This is a genomic window from Klebsiella sp. CN_Kp073 (assembly GCF_040065495.2).
Lineage (GTDB): Bacteria > Pseudomonadota > Gammaproteobacteria > Enterobacterales > Enterobacteriaceae > Klebsiella > Klebsiella aerogenes.
Genome location: NZ_CM198051.1, coordinates 1,081,222 through 1,102,526, shown reverse-complemented (window position 1 = coordinate 1,102,526; position 21,305 = coordinate 1,081,222). Strand labels below are relative to the sequence as shown.

The window sequence follows — 21,305 nt, the reverse complement described above, 5'->3', positions numbered from 1 at the left end:
GTTTATCGATTATTCTGCGCAGAACCCTGATTGCGTTTTGAGGCATCCGGCACCAGACGATAGAACGTTTCGCCCGGGCGGGTCATGCTGAGTTCATTGCGCGCGCGTTCTTCGATCGCTTCCTGACCGCCGTTGAGATCGTCAATTTCGGCGAAAAGCTGATCGTTGCGCGCTTTTAATTTGGCGTTAGTGGCCTGCTGAGCGGAGACATCGTCATTAACCCGGCTATAGTCGTGCAAACCATTTTTGCCAAACCACAGCGAGTACTGTAGCCAGACCAGCAAAGCTAATAATAGCAGCGTTAATTTACCCATCCTGCCCCCTGAAAAACGGCATCATCATCCCATAACTCGCCGGAGTACTCTACCCTGGCGCGCGGACGATGCCGCGTAACGCGGGGACTGTACCACATTTTTGCGATGGATACCCAGGCTTGATTCATCCCAAAAAGGCTATCCCAACAGCCAGAGGAACAGCAGACCAAACATTAGCCCGACGGTTAAAATCGTCGCGCAAACGCTGTAGATCAGTTTGCCGTCCAGTAATGAATGTAGCGCAATACCGACCACCACGGCGACCGGCATAATGGCAAGAAAGAAAGGCCAGGTATAGAGGAAGAAAAAGAGCGTATTACCGCCATACATGAGGAAGGGAATACCCAGCGCCAGCAGCCATGAAATAAAGCCCACGGCGGCGCCTGACAAAGACCAGGTGGTCTCGTCGCCGGCCGCCGGAGGCGGTTCTGAACGAATAATACTGAGGTTCTGGGTATTGCGCATATTGAATCCTGTTGACCGGGCGACCGGCATCCCTCGATGCCGTTGCCTTTTCAGGATCTGATAATATCGCTCTGTCGAAGCAGGTCTAATAGTTGGTGCACCAAATTTGTTACCAATTGTTCACCATCCAGATGAATTTCAGCATTCTCCGGGGATTCATAGACCGAATCGATACCGGTAAAATTACGCAACTCCCCTGCCCGCGCCTTCTTGTACAATCCTTTCGGATCCCGCGTCTCACAAGTGGCCAGCGGGGTATCGACAAACACTTCGATAAAGCGTCCTTCCCCCAAACGCTCGCGCACCATCTGCCGTTCCGCACGATGCGGAGATATAAACGCGGTCAATACAACCAGCCCGGCATCGACCATCAGCTTAGCTACTTCACCGACGCGGCGAATGTTCTCTTTGCGATCGTCGTCACTGAATCCCAGATCGCTACACAGCCCGTGACGCACATTATCGCCGTCAAGCAAGTAGGTGCTAACGCCAAGCTCGTGCAGCGCCTCCTCCAACGCCCCGGCGACGGTGGATTTACCCGACCCCGAGAGGCCGGTAAACCACAGCACCACGCCGCGATGGCCGTGATGCTGCTCGCGCTGCTCGCGGGTCACCGGATGCGCATGCCAGACGACGTTTTCGTCATGCCGGGCCATTACTTGCCTCCCAGCAGATCGCGCGCGTCCCAGTGCGGGAAGTGTTTACGAATCAGCTGATTCAGCTCCAGCTCAAACGCGCTGTACTGCGACGTCGGCGCCTGCGCCTGCAGGTGCGGTTCGTTGACCATTCCCGCGCCAACCGTCACATTGCTCAGGCGGTCGATAAAGATAAGGCCGCCGGTCACCGGGTTGTCCTGATACGGATCGAGCACCAGCGGCTCGTCAAAGGTCAGCTCCACCAGCCCGATGCCGTTCAGCGGCAGCGCTTCGACTTCACGCTGGGTCAGATTATTGATGTCGACCTGATAGCGGATAGCGTCAACGCGGGCGCGGGTTTTCTTGCCAGCCACTTTAATGTCATAGCTCTGACCCGGCGACAGCGCCTGTTCCGCCATCCACACGACGTCGATGCTGGCACTTTGTACCGCAGGCAGCGAGGCTTCGGCGTCAACCAGCAAATCGCCGCGGCTGATGTCGATTTCATCTTTCAGGACGATAGTGATCGCTTCCCCCGCCCCGGCCTGCGGCAGGTCGCCGTCAAAGGTGACAATACGCGCCACGTTCGACTCCACGCCCGACGGCAGCACCTTCAGACGCTGGCCAACGGTGACCGTACCGGAAGCGACGGTACCGGAGAAGCCGCGGAAATCCAGGTTCGGACGGTTCACGTATTGCACCGGGAAGCGCAGCGGCTGGCTTTCAACATCGCGCTGGATGTCAACGGTTTCCAGCACTTCCAGCAGCGTCGGGCCGCTGTACCACGGCATTTTGTCGCTCTGTGTGGCGACGTTATCCCCTTCCAGCGCCGACAGCGGTACGAAACGGATATCAAGCTTGCCCGGCAGCTGTTCGGCGAAGGTCAGATAATCTTCACGAATTTCATTGAAGCGCGCTTCGCTGAACTCGACGAGATCCATTTTGTTCACCGCGACCACCAGGTGCTTAATCCCTAATAACGTGGAGATAAAGCTGTGGCGGCGAGTCTGGTCGAGCACGCCTTTGCGGGCGTCGATCAGCAGGATCGCCAGATCGCAGGTGGACGCGCCGGTCGCCATATTACGGGTGTACTGCTCGTGGCCCGGGGTGTCGGCAATGATAAATTTGCGTTTTTCGGTCGAGAAGTAGCGATAGGCGACATCAATGGTGATGCCCTGCTCGCGCTCAGCCTGCAGACCATCCACCAGCAGCGCCAGATCCAGTTTCTCGCCCTGAGTACCGTGACGCTTGCTGTCATTGTGCAGAGAAGAGAGCTGATCTTCATAAATCTGGCGCGTATCGTGCAGCAGACGGCCGATCAAGGTGCTTTTGCCGTCATCGACGCTGCCGCAGGTCAGAAAACGCAGCAGGCTTTTGTGCTGTTGCGCGTGCAGGTAAGCTTCTACGCCGCCTTCATTAGCAATTTGTTGTGCAATCGTAGTGTTCATGGCGGCTCCTTAGAAATAACCCTGACGTTTTTTCAGCTCCATGGAGCCTGCCTGGTCGCGGTCAATGACGCGCCCCTGACGTTCGCTGGTGGTGGATACCAGCATCTCTTCAATAATTTCCGGCAGCGTTTGCGCGTTGGACTCTACCGCGCCGGTCAGCGGCCAGCAGCCGAGGGTACGGAAGCGTACCATCTGCTTTTTGATCATCTCGCCCGGCTGCAGATCGATACGGTCGTCATCGATCATCATCAGCATGCCGTCGCGCTCCAGTACCGGGCGTTCTGCCGCCAGGTACAGCGGGACGATTTCAATATTTTCCAGGTAGATGTACTGCCAGATATCCAACTCGGTCCAGTTAGAGAGCGGGAAGACGCGAATGCTTTCGCCTTTGTTAATCTGACCGTTGTAGTTGTGCCACAGCTCCGGACGCTGATTTTTCGGGTCCCAGCGGTGGAAACGATCGCGGAAGGAGTAAATTCGCTCTTTAGCGCGGGATTTCTCTTCATCGCGACGCGCGCCGCCGAATGCGGCATCAAAGCCATATTTGTTCAGCGCCTGCTTCAGGCCTTCGGTTTTCATGATATCGGTGTGCTTAGCGCTGCCGTGAACGAACGGGTTGATGCCCATCGCCACCCCTTCCGGGTTTTTATGCACGAGCAGTTCACAGCCGTAGGCTTTGGCGGTACGGTCACGGAACTCGTACATCTCACGGAATTTCCAGCCGGTATCGACGTGCAGCAGCGGGAACGGCAGGGTTCCCGGATAAAACGCTTTGCGCGCCAGATGCAGCATTACGCTGGAATCTTTACCGATGGAGTACATCATCACCGGGTTAGAGAATTCGGCGGCCACCTCACGAATGATATGGATGCTTTCCGCCTCCAGTTGCCGCAGGTGAGTGAGTCGTTTTTGGTCCATAACCGTTCCTTAAGCCAGATTTACCACCGAAGAGTTAAACCCCTCGCTAGATGTTGTGTGTTGAAACCAGGCGAGCTGCTGATGCAGCTGTACCACTTCGCCCACCACCAGTAGCGCGGGCATTGGGGCATCTTTCGCCAGATGTTCGAGCTGTTGTAACGTGCCGGTCAGCGTCTGCTGATCCTCGCGGGTGCCGCGGGAAATCACCGCCACCGGGGTATTCGCGTCGCGGCCATGGGCGATCAGCTGAGCGCTGATGTCCGCCGCTTTCATGGTGCCCATGTAAATCGCCAGCGTTTGTTGGCTCTTCGCCAGCAGCGCCCAGTCAAACGGCGCGCTGTCAGATTTATAGTGACCGGTGACAAAGACAGCGCTCTGCGCATAATCGCGATGGGTCAGCGGAATGCCGGCATAGGCCGTCGCGCCCGCCGCGGCGGTGACGCCGGGCACCACCTGGAAGGGGATCCCGGCGGCCGCCGCCGCCTGCAGCTCTTCCGCGCCGCGCCCGAAAATAAACGGATCGCCGCCCTTCAGGCGCACCACCGTTTTCCCGGCTTTGGCGGCATCCACCAGCATTTGATTCGTTTCGTGCTGCGGTACGGAGTGCTCGCCCGCGCGCTTACCTACGCAGATCATTTCGGCATCACGGCGCACCAGCTCGCGCACGCTCTCGGTCACCAGGTGGTCATAAAACACCACGTCCGCCTGTTGAATCGCCTGCAGTCCGCGTAGCGTCAGCAGCCCGGCATCTCCCGGCCCGGCGCCAACCAGAATAATTTCACCCACGCTGCGTTCCGGTCTGTCGAGTTCATCCTGCAGCGCCCGTTCCGCAGCCGCGTGGTTACCGGCCACCATCAGGCTGGCAAAACGCCCGGTGAATACGCGCTCCCAGAAGCGACGACGCGCTTCGGTGGTGGTCAGACGGGTTTTCAGATGATGGCGCCAGTAGCTCGCCGTTTCGGCCAGCCGCCCCAGATTGGTGGGCAGTAGCGCTTCGATTTTTTCTCGCAGAATGCGCGACAGCACCGGCGCCTTGCCGCTGGAGGAGATCGCCACCAGCAATGGCGACCTGTCAACAATAGAAGGAAAGACGAATGAGCACAGCGGCTGGTCATCCACCACGTTCACCAGACGGTAGCGGGCGTTAGCCGCGGCAAACACCCGCTGGTTGAGCTCACGATCGTCGGTTGCGGCAATCACCAGAAATACGTCGTCTACCTGCTGTTCATCAAAGGCGGTCGCTCGCCAGCTAATTTGCTGACGTTCCACCTGTTCAGCGAGCTCCGGCGACAGAACGGCGGCGACCACCTGTACCTTCGCCTGCGCCCGCAGCAAGAATTTAATCTTGCGGACGGCAATTTCACCGCCGCCGATAACCAGCACGGGTCTTTCTTTCAACTCGGCAAACAGGGGCAAGTAATCCACGGCGCAACAACTCTCTTACATTCAGCAATAGAGGGACTATAGGGGGCTGCTTTGAGCAAATGAAATTACGAAATGGAATGAGTTGTGACGCAAAAGAATAACGAGCTGGAAATCTAAATATCAAAAAGTGCTTAACGCGCGCATTTTCCGCTATTTAAGAGCAAATGAAATTGTTTAAGCGGCGTCACAGTTTCATACTAACGCCGTCGAAATGTTTTGCTCGTGTAAGGACCCACTATGTTTTCCGCGATGTGCCGCCGTCTGCTTCCGCTGGCGCTTGGCACAGGTTTTGTCTTCTCCGCCGCTCCGGCATTCAGCGCCCTGGGCGACACCGCAAATACGCAGGCCCGCCATATTGCTACCGTCTTTCCTGGAAGAATGACCGGTACGCCGGCCGAGATGCTGTCAGCCGATTATCTTCGTCAACAATTTGCCCAGATGGGTTATCAGAGCGACGTGCGCAGTTTCAATACCCGCTACATCTATACCGACAGCAACCAACGTAAGAACTGGCACAACGCCACCGGCAGTACGGTAATCGCCGCGCATGAGGGCCAGTCTCGCCAGCAAATTATCATTATGGCGCACCTCGATACCTATGCCCCGCAGAGCGATAAAGACGTAGAGAACAACCTCGGCGGCCTGACCCTGCAGGGGATCGACGACAATGCGATGGGGCTCGGCGTATTGCTGGAGCTCGCGGAACATTTAAAGAACGTCCCCACCCGTTACGGCATTCGCTTTATCGCCACCAGCGGCGAGGAAGAAGGCCGCCTGGGCGCGCAAAATTTGCTGAAACGCATGAGCGAGGCGGAAAAGAAAAACACGCTGCTGGTGATAAATCTCGATAACCTGGTGGTCGGCGATAAGCTCTATTTCAACAGCGGGCGCAGCACGCCGGCATCGGTACGTAAGCTGACCCGCGATCGCGCGTTGGCGATTGCCCGGAGCCACGGCATCGCCGCGTTCACCAATCCAGGGCTGAATCCGGAGTTCCCGAAAGGTACTGGCTGCTGTAACGACGCCAGCGTTTTTGACAGCGCCGGGATCCCGGTACTCTCCGTGGAAGCGACTAACTGGTCATTGGGTAAAAAGGATGGATATCAGCAGCGCAGTAAAACCCGCAGCTTCCCGCAGGGTACCAGCTGGCATGACGTGCAACTGGATAACCAACAGTATATCGACAAAGCGCTGCCGGGAAGGATCGAGCATCGCGGGCGCGATGTCGTCAAAGTGATGCTGCCGCTGGTGAAAGAGCTGGCGAAGGCAGGAACGGCTCATTCAGGAAAGTAGTCTCTCTATTTTTCGGATTGCGAGAATAGCGTCGCCCATGAACAATAATGTCTCTACTTAAGACGTTATATCGTTTTAGCCAACATTAAGCGCCGGCCTGGCAGGATGCCAGGCATCTTCGCAAGGAATGCAATATGTCTTTACGCAAATTGTCCCTGGCTGTATTTCTGATTGCCGCGCCTGGAGCAGCCAGCGGCCACGCCTGCGAATCTCCATTGTCGGAATGCCCGGACTATTTTTTTCTGACTAACCGCGAGGCCCACCTGCTCGAATTGCCGCAGGGCAACTTTGCATTTGTCAGCAGCCACCTGTTACCGCCCGACCCGCTCCTGCCGCAATGGCGCGACACCGCCAAAGATAAGCTCGCCACTTCCGCTCAGGGCGCCCAGTTGAAAGCGATCCTCGAGAGCGGCTCAGTAGAGGCCGCCGAGAAGATGACTACTAGTCTTCCAACCGCCAAGCGCCTGTACGCGCTCGGCGCCGTTGCGTACGACAGCGATCGTGAACTAGCACGTGAATATTTCCGCCAGCTGCTTGCGCTACCGGCGGACCGGCAAGGCGAATGGGGATTAAAAGCGCTTTTTGCGCTGGGGCAGGATTTAATCCAGGAGAATCCGCTAGCCAGCTTAAGCGATCTGGAAGCCTTGCCCGACACTAGAGATATTGAGGGTAGCCGTCATGAATCAGCAGAGGCCTTTGCTCTCTTTCAGCAAATTATCGATGCTGTACGTAACGGCCAGGACGATCCGCAGTTACTTTCACTGGCAGGTTTAGTACAACAGGCGCGTATCGCCAGGCAAAATGAAACGGACGGCTTTGTTGCAGAAGCCCATTTTAATGCCCGGCTGGCGGCACAGGGCTCGCTCCCCAGCAGCGTACGTTTGTATCAAGTGGCCGAGAATATCAATCATCCGGAAAATGATGTTTTCCTGCAAAAGCATATTGCTGACCCGCTTGTCCGGCGGTTGCTTATTGCCCATCTGAACGCCACCCCCGTTGATGCTTCAGCCAATGACGGCACCTTTCAGATTGGCGCTTACTACCCTAAAGTGGTGGCCGCGCTGTTAAAAACGGCCAATGATGATTTGCCTTCGGATGTTCATCTTATCGCCCTGGCCTACCGTTACGGGCGATATTCTACGGTTACGCAGCTATTACAACATGCGGAAGAGAATATGCTGACCTCATGGCTGAGGGCTAAAATGGCATTGCGGGAAGGTGATCTAAAAAAGGCGACCGTCTGGTACGAAAAAACGGCCAGTTCACTTCCTGTGGAAGGCGAGAGATGGGTAAATCCATTACTCAGTCAGGAAATCGAAGGGTACTTCTATCAGGTTCCGAGTGAGCGAATTAGCGCAGAGCGGGCATTAGTGGCGTTGAAAAATAATAATTATGCTCAAGCAATGGAGCTGATGTATCGCTCTGGTTACTCCTGGCGAGATCAGATCTGGATCGGCGAGCGGCTGCTCAGCGTAAAAGAGCTAACGGCATTTGTAGACAAACATTTTCCGCCATCAGACTCGTCACAAGCGCAAAATCCACAGCCCGGTAAAGAAGATATAAACGATATCAAATTTCGTACTCTCCTCGCCCGTCGTCTGATGCGCGATGGCCAGTATCAAAAAGCCTTACCCTATTTTGATAATCAGCAGGACCGCCAGCTTGCACAGTCATTTGTTGATTTGCTTCCCGAAAGCGTCTCTAAAATAACCCAGGCCGAGGGCTGGTGGCAGGCAGCGGTCATTCTACGCGAGCATGGCAACAACCTGATGAGCTATTTATGGGATCCAGACCTCACATCTTTTGCTGACACTAGCACGTACTTGTTTTGCGCAGACGCCACAAACAATATCTCTGGAGTACACTCCTGGGTTGGTAGCGAGGAGCAATATCGCATACAGCAATCACGACCCAAACCATTCAATAATGTTGAGCATTATCGCTGGAGGGCGGCAAAACTTGCTGAAAAAGCAGCCAGTTTGCTACCGCGAAAATCTCAGGCTTATGCCGCTATACTTTGCAATGCCAGCAATTGGGTCTCGAGCGACCAACAATCGGTTAAGCGGCTGTACCAGCTTTACGTGAAAAACGGGGCGCCATTCCCCTGGGCTGAGAAATTTGGCCGACAGTGCCCATCTCCGGATTTTTCTGAGCGAAAGGTTAGTGGAGAAAGCTAAAGAGTCGAGAATGAAATGGGAATGAGAAGTGGCAATCGTAACCTAAAACAAATCTACGGTTTGTCCCCGCTGGTGCGGGGAACACGCGAACTACGTAAGGTTTCGACCTGGGAAGCACGGTTTATCCCCGCTGGCGCGGGGAACACAATGCTGAAATCAGCGTCGTCCTCATGAAGGGCGGTTTATCCCCGCTGGCGCGGGGAACACTCCACTACGGTCAGCGGGATAACGTCCAGCGTCGGTTTATCCCCGCTGACGCGGGGAACACCGCCCGAACTGGCGAATGCCGGAGTGGATCCGCGGTTTATCCCCGCTGGCGCGGGGAACACATTCCCACGTCACCCCGACAGACGTCGATTTGCGGTTTATCCCCGCTGCCGCGGGGAACACCCGTGGTGGTGAGCAGCGCCGCGCCCGAATCGCGGTTTATCCCCGCTGCCGCGGGGAACACGGCGGTCAACTTCGTCACTTTCGGCGACGTGGCGGTTTATCCCCGCTGCCGCGGGGAACACCTCCCCGCCCGCGCCCATCCTCAGATCTGCGCCGGTTTATCCCCGCTGCCGCGGGGAACACGCGCTGGTATTTAGCAAAAATTTCAAATCAATCGGTTTATCCCCGCTGGCGCGGGGAACACTTGGGGGCGGGGCTTCTTCAAGCGAAATGCAGCGGTTTATCCCCGCTGGCGCGGGGAACACCATTGAATGCTCACTTGAATCCCTCCCTACGCCGGTTTATCCCCGCTGGCGCGGGGAACACATCGGGACTACGATGATTTATACGCGGCGACCCGGTTTATCCCCGCTGGCGCGGGGAACACGTGTAGTTATAAAGAATGGTAACCCTCCCTTCCGGTTTATCCCCGCTGGCGCGGGGAACACCGTTCACTAACGGTCTGAAATACCTGGCTAAACGGTTTATCCCCGCTGGCGCGGGGAACACCCGACCCGGCCTTAAGGGTAAAAATGAAGATGCGGTTTATCCCCGCTGGCGCGGGGAACACGCAGGGTCTATGCCTACGGCGCCCTGTGTGGGCGGTTTATCCCCGCTGGCGCGGGGAACACGTGGAACGGCTGATGTCTGCCAACCACCCAGACGGTTTATCCCCGCTGGCGCGGGGAACACTCTAAACATATATTACTGTTTTTTAATGCCTTTTTAAGGCACCAACAATCTACCAACTTTATTCCAACAATTTCATATTATTAAAGAACATTCAACTCATTGATTTTCAATGGGAAGAAATGACACCAGTCGTAAGCCATCCAAATCTACCGGCATGCGGCGGTTCTCTCCCCAGGTTTGAAACTCAAAACCAGATTCGCTGTTCGTTGCCCAGGCCATCACCACATTTCCGCAATCGCTAAGCTGTATCACCTGCTGCCAAATCATTTCCCGGATCCGCTTTGAGGTATCGCCAACGTAGACTCCCGCCCGAACCTCCAGCAGCCAGATGGCAAGCCGCCCCCGCAGACGAGGAGGGACATTTTCCGTCACCACCATAAGCATACTCATCAGCCATGCCCTCGATGCCCGCTATCCCCCATTGATTCAGGCTCAGGTATCGCTGGCGGCAGCATATCCGGCGGTGGTTGAGGCGGTTCGATTTCGCCTGCCGACAACACCTCTTCAATCAACGGAATCAATTTTCCTGTCAGTTTTGTGCTGCGGAAAATATCGCGACAGGCCAGCCTTACTTCTTTATCCGGTTCAGCAGGATGACGAGCGGCGATCTCAAATGCCTTGGGCACCACGGCATCGAATTTAATAATGTCAGCAATATCATAAACGAACGAAAGCGGCTTACCGCTGTGGATAAAACCGATGGCTGGCGCATAGCCAGCCGCCAGTATCGCCGCCTCTGAAATGCCATACAGACACGATGTCGCCGCGCTGATGCACTGATTGACGATATCCCCTTTGGCCCAATCTTTCGGATCATAATTACGCCCGTGCCATTTCACGCCGTAACGTTTCGCTAACAGCGCATAGGTTTGGCGAACGCGGGATCCTTCAATGCCGCGCAGCTGTTCAACGGAGCGGCGCGCGGGCGGCGCCTCGCGAAAACGCAGTTCATACATTTTACGCACCACCTTCAGCCGCAAATCGTCATCCAGCGCCAGCTTAGCCTGGTACAACAGTTTGTCGGCCCGCGCACCGCCGGGTTGCCCGGAGGAGTATACCCGTACCCCCGCCTCTCCTACCCATACCAGCAGCGTCCCGACGGTCGAGGCCAGACGCACCGCCGCATGCGAAACCCGCGTTCCCGGCTCCAGCATAATGCAGGCTACCGACCCTACCGGGATATGGGTACGGATCCCGGTTTTGTCGATCAACACAAATGCGCCATCCAGCACATCGATCTGCCCATACTGGAGAAAGATCATCGACGTGCGATCTTTTAGCGGGATAGGATTTAGCGGCACAAAGGTCACTCGTCATCTCCGGGTTTGATCATCATCATCCCACAGCCAAAAGCCCGGCTTTTACCGTATCCCGACGCCTGCCGCTGCAAAAATAACGCAGGATCGCTAATCACCAGCGTGCCGGTATAGTCCACGCTGCTGAACTGGATCGCCTGGCGTGATTTTTCGCGGCGTATCAGCTGCTGACGATAAGCATCCACGTCGGCCTCCGCTAAAGCGAATCCGCTTTGCTCGCCCTGCCGGGTTAACCAGTCCTGCGCGGCCTGCCGTTGATACGCCCAGATATCCTTAGACTCAACGAGCCCTTTAACCTGCCGTTTGGCATCCATTAGCAAATCGTGGCGTTTGCCTGATTTGCAAATCGTTGGGTTTGCCCGCAGGCTAAACCGCAATTTCTGCCCGACACGGAGTTGCGGGTTGAACGCGCGGCTTTGGATCTCAAAAATTTCGCTCTCTGCAGGCAGCTGCGCTGACAGTACAAAGAAACGAAACGCCCCCTGTAGCTCTTCGCGCCGATATAAAAACTGCCGCTGTTGTTCTGCGGGAAAAAGCTGCCACAACCACTGATGCATGACATATTCACCGCGGTCCACCAGGTGCAAGAGACGTAATGGCGATAGCTGCGCGGTATGCAACGTTATTCTTGAGAGGTACACGTTTCCTCCTTGCTAAGCCAGGATCCCTGATTAACGGTACGCTCGCCAAACAGCCACTGCTGGCGGTTCAGCGGACAATCGCGACGCCGCAGTATTTTGTTCGCGACTAAACCGGCGTGCTCGCCCTCCCACCAGCATTGATCCTGCAACTGCCTCAGAGAAAGCCTCAATAGGCTAAATTTCTCCTGATACTGGCGATAAGCCTGGCGAAGTACATCCGCAGCGTGGCCCGCAAGCAACAGCGGCATTAACGGCAGCGCCAACGGATGGCTTTTGCGCCCCAGGTATAGCGGAAATACCGGATGGCGCAGCGCCTCATGCAACTGCTCCAGCGTGTAAGGCGCATCCGGCGTAACCGCAACGGCAACCATCCACCAGGCATCGGTATAATAATCGCGCCGGGAGATCAGCGCGCTGAGCAGTTCAGGATCCTGCAACTCTTCACGGCGACTGAAATAGCGCGCATTACGCACCTCTTTCGGCACCTGTACGGTGTGATAGTCTCGCGCCCAGCGCGGTTCGCTGCTGGCGCAGAGCAAAAAGGTATAGTGCTGGTTAAAGGCCCTTAACCGCTGCTCTTCTTCACGGCGGATCCCTAACGACGCCGCCAACAGCCCCAGCAGCGCAGACCGGGATGGCAGCTCATGGCTGTGACGGACTTCGCCGGGGGCGTCCACGCCCCACGACGCCATCGGCCCATGAAGCTGAAAAACCAGATATTGGCTCATAAGCCGCCCCTTACGCGCAGATGAAATCAAGCACGTCGTTCATGCTTCCCTGCTTATTCATTACATCGAAGCGCTGAAATGCCGTCTGCTGCCCGTAGACCGTATTCATATTTTCCTGCAGGGTCGTAATGCGCTGCACCGCGACATCCAGCTGATCGCCGCCATTAATGGGCTGATAAAATGCCGCCGCCAGTGAGCGCGGTTGATCGGTGCCTTTTTCCGCCAGCGCCCAGGACGCGTAGGCGCGGCTGGCGAAGCTATTCTGTTTGCCAGTTGGAGAGACTTTTAGCGCCGCTTCGGTGAAAGCGCGTAGCGTTTTGTTCGCCAGTTCTTCATTACCATTGAGGTTTTTTACCAGCAGATCTTTATCAATGCAGATATAGGTATAAAACAGCGCCGAGCCAAAACCCGTTTCGCCTAAGTGGCCTGCGCCAGCATCTTCAGAGGCCGCGCGTAAATCATCCACCGCGGTAAAGAAATCGTCCTCAACAATGGTTTCGCTAACGCCAAAAGCGTGCGCCACCTGGCAGGCAGCCTCAACGTTATAGGTTGGTTGATCCGCCAACATGCGGCCAAACATAGCAATATCCACCGCCATGCGGTCGTGGCGCAGCAGCGCCGCTTCCTCTTTGGTTGCTGCACGTTTTTCTTCCGCCAGGCGATGCGCCAGCGCTTTCACTGCGTCAAACTCTGCGGGGCTGATATGCGCCAGCTGTTCAGTTTCAGAACACTTCAGCGGATCGTTTTGATCCGCTTTAGTTTTCACTTTGCCAAAGCATTCAGCGATAGCTTTGACGTAATCCACCGCTTTCTTTGGCTCAATCCCGCTTTTTACCAGAATTTCCGCGGCTTCACGGGCAATGCGGCCGCTACGGATGCCAATATGACCCGCCAGCGCTTGCTCAAAAAGCTCGGAAGTACGCCATGCGCGTTTCAGGCTCTGCGATGAGATGCGTAAGCGGGTCGCGCCGCCAAGCACAACCGTTTTCGGCGCACCGGTGTCGTCGCGGTTCAAGTTAGCGGCAGGATAAGCGGTCAGTAAGTGAAGCTGAATAAAAGTCGTCATTTGAAGTTCCTTTTAAAATCATTCGGCATCGCCGGCCTGGTAATAGTCCAGCGCCCAGCGGATACGGATAAATTCGATTGGCCGCTGCTGACGGCGGCGGTGATTCAGTAAATCGTTTTGTTCCCGGCACCAGCGAAAGACATCATCTGCCAGCGACAACAAATTGACTGAGCCGTGCAGCAGACTTACCGCGCGGCGCAGTTGGCGAAGTAGTTCGTCCGGGGTTTTGACCGCCGACAGCCGAGCGAACCGCAGCCTCGACATCACCGGGTTATCACCCGTTTTCTGTCCCAGTTGAGCGGCGAACGTCTGGCGTTCATCAATTGTTTTCACCTGCGCCGCCAGCGCCGCCACCAGCGCCAACGCGGTAAAGCGCCACTCCTTCCCCTCGGTATTCCACAGAGAATGCGTTTGCATCATCAGGGAGCGGAATCCTTCCGACAGGCAAACATCGTTCAGCGTCGCGCTACGCCGCAGGCTGGCCCGCAGCCCACGCTTCTCCTGCAGCTCTTCATGCCATTGACGCAGCGTGGCCTTATGTTCATCACTTACAACATTCATTGCGCAGCCTCCTGCTTTTTAGGCCTGGCGGCTTTTGCACTCTTCTTTTCGTCCGAAGTAGCGAAATATTTTTTTCGCGCGGTCATGCAGCGCGCCAGATCGTTGTTTTCATAGGGATTGGTAAAGACGCGATCGTCAAAGCAGCGACGAACGAATAACCACAACTCGCTTTGCCATCTATCCAGCCGCTCCTGTACGGATTGGCCATCCTCCAGTTCGTTGATGAGATTCAAAAAGCGCGGCTGGGTCTGGTTCCAGAAATCGATATCGATAAAGCTGAAGTCGCCGCGCGCGCCTTTGGGGTCGTCAAACCACGCCTCTTTGAGCGCGCTGCGCAGCAGGCTTAGCAGGCGTATGGCGGTTTGCGTGGCTTTGCGTAAATGCGGGATCGTGCTTTCGTCCATCAACAGCGGGAAATGGTGTTCGTACCAGCAGCGAATCTTCATGTTGTCGAAGTCGGCGCCGAATCCCCACAGGCCGGCTTTTATATTGTTGAGGCCACGCGCGTTGAACGCCTTGACGACCAGGGCCGGGAATTCGCTGTTGTTTTCCGTTTGATTGTCCTGGCTTAGCCCCAGCCAGTCGCGCCAGATAAGCCCGCCGGGCTGTGGTTTGACGGAAAAGAATCCGCCGTCGCCTTTCAGCGCCAGGCGATACGGCGTGAGCGGGTGGCGCCAGCCATCATAGTTTACGCCGTAGTTTTTGACCGCCATCTGACTGAGTAGCGTATCGCTTTCGCTGGCGCAGATATCACAGGTCCCTCGCCGGGTGGCGACGAAATCCAGACGGATACGGCGCGGCATTCCCCAGTACGCCTGCAACTTATTAACCTGCGCAGGGGTGGTGATGGCGCTGGCCTGCTCACTGGTGCGCGTCGGGGCAAGCCATGGGAAAATGGACTCATCCCAGGAGGCAGGTAACGGCATATCCGCGGCATCCTGCGGTAGCACGTTGAGCCACAACTTGCGCCACAGTGGGGTGAGACGCTCACCTTCATACTCCTGCAGTTCAATCAGCGTGGTCAGCGGCCCGCCGCCGCGCAGCCCGGTGCGGTAGCCTTTGCCGCCAGCGGGCGCATTAAGCTGCAGTGAGAATAACGCCAGCGCCGCGCAGTGCGGGCAAAAGGATGTGGTCACACCACGTTTGATAAAATGATCTTTATTGAATTTGGTGGTCTGCGCGCCAGGAACATCCGGCAACAGAGAGGCAATCGGTATCTCGCCCCCCACTAACGAATCGAAATCCTGCATAAACGCGGGCGCATCCGGGCCAAACTGGAAGGCAGCCTCCAGCGGCGCTAATGCCGCGGCGAGCGTCTCCGCGCATAACCCATCTTCCCAGATATCTTCCCAACCATTGCGGTTTTTGGGCGCCATCGCGCTCTGCAACAGCCCTAACAGAAATTGCCAGGCAGCGCCTTGTAAATCCGCTCGCGTGGCGGCGATATCCACCACGTTTTCATCCGCCAACCCGACCGGCGCCAGCTTACCCGTGGTGCCATCGCGATAACGGACCGGAAGCCAGGGGGTTGTTAAAAGTGATAGCGAAACCATACTTATCCTCTCGCAACGATAACCATCTATATCTATGGTCAGTCATCCCTTACGATACTTTCATATTTATCTGGATCAGAATTTTTATTTTTCCTGATATACGAACGGCACTTTTAAAAAAATATTTAGCCTTTCGGAGTTTTCCAGAAATTCATTCAACAGAGTGATACAAGAAACAAGTTTTATAAAAAATAAAAACACATAATTAAAATCCCTTTTTAATGCACTCAATGGGAAAAAGCATATACCTATTTCCACAAACCTCAATGACTTTAGCGTGCCATTAACTCATAATAAAAAACAGAAACTAAGTATTACGAAGTAATTGATTCACCTTAATTATTCATAGAAAACCACCCATAAATAAAATCAATGACTACATAACACTAATACGTTCATGGCCTCAGGGATTTATTTAGATACCAACCGCACATTGCAAAATAATTTTTAGTTCGATTAATTTGTTTTTAAATAAAACCGTTTGATAAACTGGTATCGTTCCTCTAAAGGGGATAAACCAAGTTATTGGCAAGCTTGCGTTATAAAACGTTCCTCACTAGCGTGAGGATAGCCCGGAGCCGTAAGGTTCCGGGCCATTTATTCAGCTAAACCAATCATCCCCTCATTTCCCGAATAACCGCATTCCGCCGAATCCGTTACCATAATCACGATGGCGAAATCCGGGTTCTGGTGCTGCTCTACGCACCACCGCTGTAGCGGTTCGCCGTCCAGAAGCGCGAATTCTGACTTATGTTTACGCCACCAGCTTTCGCGTACCCGCAACATGCTCATTTCCCACGGATGCGCGCCGCAGGCGTATGGCAGCAATTGTCCACCTTCGCTTTTCGCCAGCCACAGCGTGACTGATTCTTCCGCCAGGCGGGTCGAGAGTTTGTCAGCCAGGAAATCACTGCTATCGGGGCTATATCCCGGCTTAAAGTTCAGGAGCATTTGATGGGCAAACGCGCGATCGCAGTAATATTTCGCCTCTTGCGTTTGCTCTGCTTTCGCTAATCCGTCCGGAATGGCGATATCTTCCCCGTAAACGGATTCAATCAACAATCGGGCAGATTGCGGCATCCGAATGGCCCCCTGCTGTCGCAAAACACGCTGCGTCAGCCACAGACGGCCATGATCGGGATAGATATAAGCGCTGTTGCGCATCGTGCTGGTCAGCCACTCTTCCTGCGGCGCATCATCCCATTCCGGGGCGAGGATCATTAACTGCGGCGCCGCACGTTCATCCTCTCCGCCGTCTTTCAGTCGACCGTGACGATCGCGAATGTGGCGCTGTAGGCGGCCGGCGCGCTGAATCAGTAAATCGATAGGCGCGATATCAGAGATCATTTCGTCCATATCGATATCCAGGCTCTGCTCTATGACCTGGGTGGCAATGAGCACCCTTCCCGCCCGCAGCGAGCAACCGCGCTTACCAAATTGCGATAGCGTTTCCGTCTCAATTCGTTGGCGGTCATAAAAGGCGAATCGGCTATGAAATAAAGAGATTTTTTCGGCGGGAATCACGCCTCTCGCCAGCAGTTGACGATAGATACGCACGGCGTCGTCGATTGAATTGCGTATCCAGGCGATACAGCGCCCTTCGCTGGCGGATTGCTCGATACGGGCAAGGCAGACCTCTTCGTTATCCAGCCAGCCGATATCTACGCTGCGCTCGACCTCTTTGCGGGTCGCAACATGGCGGGAAATAATCTCCTGACCTGCGACTTGCGTCAGCCAGGGGTAGTCTTCATAACCCAATAACGGCGCATCAGCGGTATAGCCGCTGCCGCGACTAAAGGCGGTCACAAGCTTATCGCGCTGCTGTTGCGATAGCGTAGCGGAAAGCAGAATGACGCAATTGCCGCTGCGCGCCTGTTGTTCAATCAGGCTTTCCAGAATCCGCGACATATAAGCATCGTAGGCGTGAATCTCGTCGGCCAGCAGCACTTTATTATCAAGCCCCAGCAACCGCAGATTATTATGTTTAAAAGGCATTACCGCCATCATGGCCTGGTCGAGCGTGCCGACGCCGACCTCCGCCAGCAGCGCTTTTTTATTGCTATCGGCAAACCATGCGGCGCAGCCCTGGCTAAAAGGTTGAGCATCATCAGGCTCTTCCGAACCGGAGAAATCGCCGGACCAGATGGTCTGATTAAAGCTATCCATCAAGCCGCGTGCGCTGTGCGCCAGCATCAGGCTTGGAAGCGCACCGGGTTGATAGAGCGCCAGCCACGATTGAGCCAAACGCTCAAACATGGCATTGGCCGTAGCCATGGTCGGCAAACCGAAAAACAGACCCTGCGCCTTTCCGGCAGACATCAGACGGTGGGTCAGAATTAACGCCGCCTCCGTTTTACCTGCGCCGGTAACATCCTCAAGGATAAACAACTGCGGCCCCGGCTGGCTGATGTCCAGTTCAAGTACCGCCTGTTGCAGCGGTGTGGGATGCTGAATAAAAGGAAATAACGCGTCTATTCCCGTAAATGGCGCAACCGCCGCTGCAGGCGGAAAAACGTTCATCGCCTGTTCCGCCTGCGAGTATGCCTTCCGCCAGTAAATCTCCAGCGGCATGGGTTGGGAAACTCGCGGGAAAAAGCGGGTCGATGAGCCCGTCCAGTCGGCCAGCACGACCGCAGCGGAAATAAACCACGACAGCTGGTTGAACTGTTCAATACCTTCATCGTCATCCCAGCACGGCGGAATATTAACTTGCGGAAACAGCGTCTTAATGGCCAACAGAAAGTCGTGCGCCGCTTCAATATCAGCGGGAAGAAAATTATCCAGATCGCGCATCCCCACCGGTGGACGCCCATGGTGCCCGGTGGTTAACGGCATCCACATAGCAATTACGCGTTTAAGCTTACGCGTTGGGAGCCGGGAGTTAGGGAATAGTTCAGGGCATTCGCTTAAACGAGTGTTCCATAACCAGTAACCCAGCGTTGAATGCGGTATTGTTTCATAGTCCCGACGGCTTTCGACAGCCGCGGCAAGATGGTCATTGGTATAGAGTTGCTGGAAGGAACGGGCAAACTTTCCACAGTCATGCCAGCATAATAACCAGGCAAAGAATTGAGCGGCAGCCTCAATATCGGTGAGGCCCAGACGGCGAAAATAATCCGCGAGGCCATAAATGTTATTCTTTACCATCCAGTAGCCCATCGCGGCTACATCCAGAGAATGCCAGCATAGCAGGTGATAATCGTCGCCGCCGCCGGCATCTCCCCGTCGGGTTTTCCCCCAGTACTTATAAATTGACACGGCATATCCAGTGATATAATAAAAATCGAATATGCAATTTACTCTTTTAAACCATTAAAAAGATGACCTCCCTCAATATAATTACTTATTATTCACACACATAAACAGCCATATAACATTCATAAAACCAATCAAACAACCGTACCAACACAAATATTGTGGCCAGGCAAATAGACACTCTCATTAAAAATGATATGAATCAGCCTAAATATCCAACAGCGCAACGTCATTAATATAAAGATGAAGTGATAGCCAAATTTTGCCTCCAAATTCACAAAACTCAACCATTCAAATTTCAGGATTATAAATTAACGCATAGCAATATCATTTACAAAAACATTCACTCAGATTATTACTGGCAATAGAAATCACCCACCATCCTTCGTCGTCAATATACTCCTGATAACTAATTTAATTTAAATACATTTCACGAAAAAATAAAAGCAAAGCAAGGAAAACAATTCAACGTACTAAAGTGAATTTAAGAAAAACGAACAACCCGTAAAACTAACGAACAAATAATCACATACATCCTTTTGAAATAAAAGACATTTAACAGCACGTGACAAAAATAAAATGGAAGTTAATAAATAAAAATTCATATACCTCTATCCCTAATCATAAACATGCGTGATTGCATCACAATATTGATGAAGGCATCACATTGACTTGTTCATGTTAAGCGAATACATTTTATCTCATCGAGACAAATGTTAATTTTCGTAACCAACCCCATGTTCAATTTGAGAAACATTTAAAGAATAAGCATAAAAACCAATCATAGAAAATAAAACCAATTATTTAAATGTATAAGATGAAATATAAAATTCATGTAAAACGATATTAGCAATACATAAAACTTAATTAACATTGTTCATTGAATTAAACATAACCATATATCTCAAGCTCTGGGATAAAGGGCTATACAACATTAGATAGCCCGGCCTTTTAGTACTCTCTAGATAGATAACTTAGCCATTTGTATTACCGCGCATTAATGACTAATGCGTAATCTAAGGCTCCGGCCCTTAATTTTAAATCAGGATGAATTGTTATGAATAAAAAGGTTCTTGCTATAGCTCTGGTCGCTGCATTTGCAGGTATGGGTGTGGCTCAGGCGGCAACAAGCGTCACCGCGCAGTCCGTTGCCACCTGGTCCGCAACCGCGAAAAAAGATACCACCAGCAAACTGGTTGTCACTCCGCTGGGAAGCCTGACTTTCCAGTATGCTGACGGCATCAAAGGCTTTAACACTCAGAAAGGTCTGTATGACGTCACCGTTGAAGGCGACACCACTGCAACTGGCTTCAAACTAACTTCTCGTCTGCTGACCAACACCCTGACTCAGCTGGATACTTCCGGTTCCACCCTGAGCGTGGGTATCGATTACAACGGCACCGCCATTGATAAGGCTTCCGATACCGTGATGATCGATACCGCGAACAATATTCTGGGCGGTAACCTGAGCGCCCTGTCCAACGGTTATAACACCGCGGGCCGTACCAGCGCCCAGGACAGCTTCACCTTCTCCATCAATGGCGGTACCTCCGACGGTAAAACTGCTGTAACTGATTACAGCACTCTGCCGGAAGGTATCTGGAGCGGCGACGTTAGCGTGCAGTTCGACGCAACCTGGACCAGCTGATTTTTTGTATTGCATAAGCAGGGGTCGCTCCCCTGCTTTTTCATGGATGAATTCATATGAAATGTCGTCTTCTGGCAGTCTGTCTGTTTTTAAGCGGGATCGCCCCCGCCAGTGCGCTGGACGTGGGGGATATTTCCTCTTTTATGAACAGCGGCAGCAGTACATTAAGTAAAGAAGTTAAGAATACAACCGATAGCGGTCGCCTGATTACGATCCAGCTTGAACGCCTCTCTTCCCCGCTGGAAGATGGCCGCGTGATCCCTATGTCATCGCGAGATGAAGTACTACAAACTCCCGCCAGCCTGCTGATGCCGGCAAAGAGCAGCGAACAAATCCGCTTTTTCTATAAAGGCCCTGCCGATGACCAGGAGCGTTATTACCGCATCGTCTGGTTCGATCAGGCCCTGGGCGACGCGCAAAAAACCGGCGCCAGGCGCAATGCGGTAGCCACGGCTTCCGCCCGCATCGGTACCATTCTGGTCGTCGCGCCACGCAAGGTGAACTTCCGCTATCAGTATAACAACGGCTTAATGACCAATACCGGTAACGCCACGTTGCGCATCCTGGCCTATGGCCCCTGCCTGAAAGCCGCTGACGGTAAGGAATGCAAAGAGAGCTATTTTCTGATGCCGGGCAAAGAACGCCGCTTCACCCGCGTGAATGTCGCAGATAACAAAGGGCGAGTCGCGCTGTGGCAGGGTGAGCAGTTTGTACCGGTAAAATAGATTAATAACCACGGG

General features: G+C 54.0%; 18 protein-coding genes and 1 CRISPR repeat array. Of the genes, 4 read left to right on the top strand and 14 right to left on the bottom strand.

Annotated elements, in window-relative coordinates; genetic code table 11:
* Window positions 1–2 precede the first annotated feature (2 nt).
* From ftsB to cysG, 6 genes are all read right to left on the bottom strand, one after another.
* Entirely contained in the window at window positions 3–314 is a 312-nt protein-coding gene (ftsB, locus tag ABLV66_RS05305; protein WP_015369983.1) for a cell division protein FtsB, read from the bottom strand.
* A 138-nt stretch (window positions 315–452) separates the two neighbouring features.
* A complete protein-coding gene (locus ABLV66_RS05300; RefSeq protein ID WP_047044281.1) occupies window positions 453–779 on the bottom strand; it encodes a DUF3561 family protein in 327 nt (108 codons plus the stop codon).
* A 50-nt stretch (window positions 780–829) separates the two neighbouring features.
* Complete coding sequence (gene cysC, locus ABLV66_RS05295) at window positions 830–1,435, bottom strand: adenylyl-sulfate kinase (protein ID WP_047044279.1); 606 nt, start codon at window positions 1,433–1,435, stop codon at window positions 830–832.
* Window positions 1,435–2,862, bottom strand: a complete 1,428-nt coding sequence (gene cysN / locus ABLV66_RS05290; protein WP_047044277.1) for a sulfate adenylyltransferase subunit CysN — start codon at window positions 2,860–2,862, stop codon at window positions 1,435–1,437. The genes cysC and cysN overlap by 1 nt, the downstream gene beginning before the upstream one ends.
* Before the next feature lie 9 nt (window positions 2,863–2,871).
* Window positions 2,872–3,780 (bottom strand): sulfate adenylyltransferase subunit CysD, encoded by a 909-nt coding sequence (gene cysD / locus ABLV66_RS05285; RefSeq protein WP_015369979.1) that lies wholly within the window; start codon window positions 3,778–3,780, stop codon window positions 2,872–2,874.
* Window positions 3,781–3,789: 9 nt separating this feature from the next.
* A complete protein-coding gene (gene cysG / locus ABLV66_RS05280; protein WP_047067057.1) occupies window positions 3,790–5,205 on the bottom strand; it encodes a siroheme synthase CysG in 1,416 nt (471 codons plus the stop codon).
* 237 nt (window positions 5,206–5,442) lie between these two features.
* Here cysG and ABLV66_RS05275 point away from each other — a divergent pair, with 237 nt between their 5' ends.
* Both ABLV66_RS05275 and ABLV66_RS05270 read left to right on the top strand, forming a co-directional pair.
* Entirely contained in the window at window positions 5,443–6,498 is a 1,056-nt protein-coding gene (locus ABLV66_RS05275; RefSeq protein WP_047044273.1) for an aminopeptidase, read from the top strand.
* Between the two features lie 134 nt (window positions 6,499–6,632).
* On the top strand, window positions 6,633–8,675 hold the full coding sequence (locus ABLV66_RS05270; RefSeq protein WP_348876982.1) for a hypothetical protein: 2,043 nt from the start codon (window positions 6,633–6,635) through the stop codon (window positions 8,673–8,675).
* Window positions 8,676–8,731: 56 nt separating this feature from the next.
* Window positions 8,732–9,797: a CRISPR direct-repeat array (repeat unit 29 nt; unit sequence CGGTTTATCCCCGCTGGCGCGGGGAACAC).
* Between the two features lie 96 nt (window positions 9,798–9,893).
* Here the strand turns inward: ABLV66_RS05270 and cas2e are convergent.
* The 8 genes from cas2e to cas3 form a co-directional block, all read right to left on the bottom strand.
* Window positions 9,894–10,187: a type I-E CRISPR-associated endoribonuclease Cas2e gene (cas2e, locus tag ABLV66_RS05265; protein ID WP_047044269.1), complete on the bottom strand. Its 294-nt coding sequence runs from the start codon at window positions 10,185–10,187 to the stop codon at window positions 9,894–9,896.
* Window positions 10,187–11,107 carry a type I-E CRISPR-associated endonuclease Cas1e gene (gene cas1e, locus ABLV66_RS05260; protein WP_047067054.1) on the bottom strand — a complete coding sequence of 307 codons (921 nt, stop codon included), beginning with the start codon at window positions 11,105–11,107 and terminating at the stop codon, window positions 10,187–10,189. Before cas1e ends, cas2e begins: the two co-directional genes overlap by 1 nt.
* Entirely contained in the window at window positions 11,104–11,754 is a 651-nt protein-coding gene (gene cas6e, locus ABLV66_RS05255; protein ID WP_348876983.1) for a type I-E CRISPR-associated protein Cas6/Cse3/CasE, read from the bottom strand. Before cas6e ends, cas1e begins: the two co-directional genes overlap by 4 nt.
* Entirely contained in the window at window positions 11,736–12,482 is a 747-nt protein-coding gene (gene cas5e, locus ABLV66_RS05250) for a type I-E CRISPR-associated protein Cas5/CasD (RefSeq protein ID WP_047044262.1), read from the bottom strand. Before cas5e ends, cas6e begins: the two co-directional genes overlap by 19 nt.
* Window positions 12,483–12,492: 10 nt before the next feature.
* Window positions 12,493–13,548 carry a type I-E CRISPR-associated protein Cas7/Cse4/CasC gene (cas7e, locus tag ABLV66_RS05245; RefSeq protein ID WP_047044260.1) on the bottom strand — a complete coding sequence of 352 codons (1,056 nt, stop codon included), beginning with the start codon at window positions 13,546–13,548 and terminating at the stop codon, window positions 12,493–12,495.
* A gap of 18 nt (window positions 13,549–13,566) precedes the next feature.
* A complete protein-coding gene (gene casB, locus ABLV66_RS05240) occupies window positions 13,567–14,109 on the bottom strand; it encodes a type I-E CRISPR-associated protein Cse2/CasB (protein ID WP_047044258.1) in 543 nt (180 codons plus the stop codon).
* Window positions 14,106–15,662 carry a type I-E CRISPR-associated protein Cse1/CasA gene (gene casA / locus ABLV66_RS05235; protein WP_348876984.1) on the bottom strand — a complete coding sequence of 519 codons (1,557 nt, stop codon included), beginning with the start codon at window positions 15,660–15,662 and terminating at the stop codon, window positions 14,106–14,108. Before casA ends, casB begins: the two co-directional genes overlap by 4 nt.
* A gap of 597 nt (window positions 15,663–16,259) precedes the next feature.
* On the bottom strand, window positions 16,260–18,920 hold the full coding sequence (gene cas3 / locus ABLV66_RS05230; protein ID WP_348876985.1) for a CRISPR-associated helicase Cas3': 2,661 nt from the start codon (window positions 18,918–18,920) through the stop codon (window positions 16,260–16,262).
* A 1,054-nt stretch (window positions 18,921–19,974) separates the two neighbouring features.
* Here cas3 and ecpA point away from each other — a divergent pair.
* Window positions 19,975–20,565, top strand: a complete 591-nt coding sequence (gene ecpA / locus ABLV66_RS05225; protein ID WP_047044252.1) for a common pilus major fimbrillin subunit EcpA — start codon at window positions 19,975–19,977, stop codon at window positions 20,563–20,565.
* Window positions 20,566–20,621: 56 nt separating this feature from the next.
* Entirely contained in the window at window positions 20,622–21,290 is a 669-nt protein-coding gene (locus ABLV66_RS05220; RefSeq protein WP_047044250.1) for an EcpB family pilus assembly chaperone, read from the top strand.
* Window positions 21,291–21,305 lie beyond the last annotated feature (15 nt).